This window comes from Neisseria gonorrhoeae (assembly GCF_003315235.1).
Lineage (GTDB): Bacteria > Pseudomonadota > Gammaproteobacteria > Burkholderiales > Neisseriaceae > Neisseria > Neisseria gonorrhoeae.
In genome coordinates, this window is the sequence record NZ_QNRU01000071.1 from 1 (window position 1) to 1329 (window position 1329).

Sequence of the window (1329 nt, forward strand, 5' to 3'; positions counted from 1 at the left end):
TGAACTGCACCCCAAAAAGTCGGACAGTTTAATCAAGCGGCTTTCAGGGACTGAATTCTGTACTGAACAGGGCTCAGTCCTTTTAATTTCAACTTGATTCTATCGTTGTTGTAGTAACGGATATATTCGTGCAGTGCCGCTTCCGATTCGGTAACGGAATCATATTTGCACGTATGGAAACATTCCGATTTCAACGTTCCGAAGAAACTTTCCATTGCCGCATTGTCCAAGCAGTTTCCCTTGCGGGACAGACTCTGAACCAGACCGTTGCCTTTCAACTGCTTTTGATAAAAAACATCTGATATTGCCAACCTTGATCCGAATGCAGCATCGGCTTTTCAGACGGCCCCGGTTTCTCCGGCGCACCTTTCAGTATCTCGCCGGCCAAATCGAAAGTCGGGCGGGTTTGAATACGGTAACTGACGATTTCCCCGTTAAACAAATCCATAATCGGAGAAAGGTATATCTTTTCTCCGCCTACATCGAACTCGGTAACGTCCGTTACCCATTTCTCATTCGGCTTTTCTGAATGGAAACAGCGTTGCAGGATGTTCTGCGCAACTTTGCCGACTTCTCCTTTGAACGAGCGGTATTTGCGCCGCCGTATCACTGCCTTCAGCCCCGTCTTCGCCATCAGACGGCTGACTTTCTTGTGATTGACCGGTATTCCTGCGTGACGGATGGCTGCCGCAATCCTCCGGTAGCCGTATCTTCCCTTATATCGTTGATAAATATCATGGATATGTCGTTTCAAATCGGCATATTTGCCTTCTGCCGATTGGACGGCCAATTGGTAATAGAAGGTGCTGCGTGGCAGTCCGACAATCCCCAACAGCAGTTCAACGGATGGCATTTCCTTAACCCTGCGACAAGTTGCGTTCTTTCTGCCGCACTTCTTTCAAGGCATCGAGCTTTTTTAGGACAGCCGCTTCCGCTTTAAGGTAAGCCAATTCCGCAAACAGTTCTTCCTTGGTTTTCAGATAGTCGGCTTTTTTCGTTTGCGGCGGATACTGTTTTTTCACGGGCTTTCTTCCTTTGGGTTTGGGCTTTAAACCGTTAATACCATTCAAACGGTAGAGGCGCAACCATTGCGGCAAAACGGAGCATTCGGGCAGATTCAGTTGGTCTGCGGCAGCTTTTTGGGACATTCCCTGCCCCGTCACCGGGCGGATTGCCTCAAGTTTGTATTCGACCGAATATTTTGTCGTATGCTTTCTGCGTTTGATGCCGCTTTCACCGTGTAATCTGTATCTTGCCACCCATTTGCGTACCAATGAATCGGAAATGGAAAAATATAGTGAATTAACAAAAATCAGGACAAGGCGGCGG

The 1329-nt window shown here is 47.9% G+C and carries 3 protein-coding genes; all 3 read right to left on the minus strand.

Translation table 11 applies throughout. The annotated features are described in order from the left end of the window. Window positions 1-32: 32 nt before the first annotated feature. Window positions 33-311: an IS3 family transposase gene (locus tag DFR77_RS14730; RefSeq protein WP_095071235.1), complete on the minus strand. Its 279-nt coding sequence runs from the start codon at window positions 309-311 to the stop codon at window positions 33-35. Continuing rightward, window positions 275-853: an IS3 family transposase gene (locus DFR77_RS12690; protein WP_003697246.1), complete on the minus strand. Its 579-nt coding sequence runs from the start codon at window positions 851-853 to the stop codon at window positions 275-277. The genes DFR77_RS14730 and DFR77_RS12690 overlap by 37 nt, the downstream gene beginning before the upstream one ends. Window positions 854-857: 4 nt before the next feature. Next, on the minus strand, window positions 858-1329 hold a 472-nt coding region (locus tag DFR77_RS12695; RefSeq protein ID WP_003697244.1), incomplete at its 5' end, for a helix-turn-helix domain-containing protein.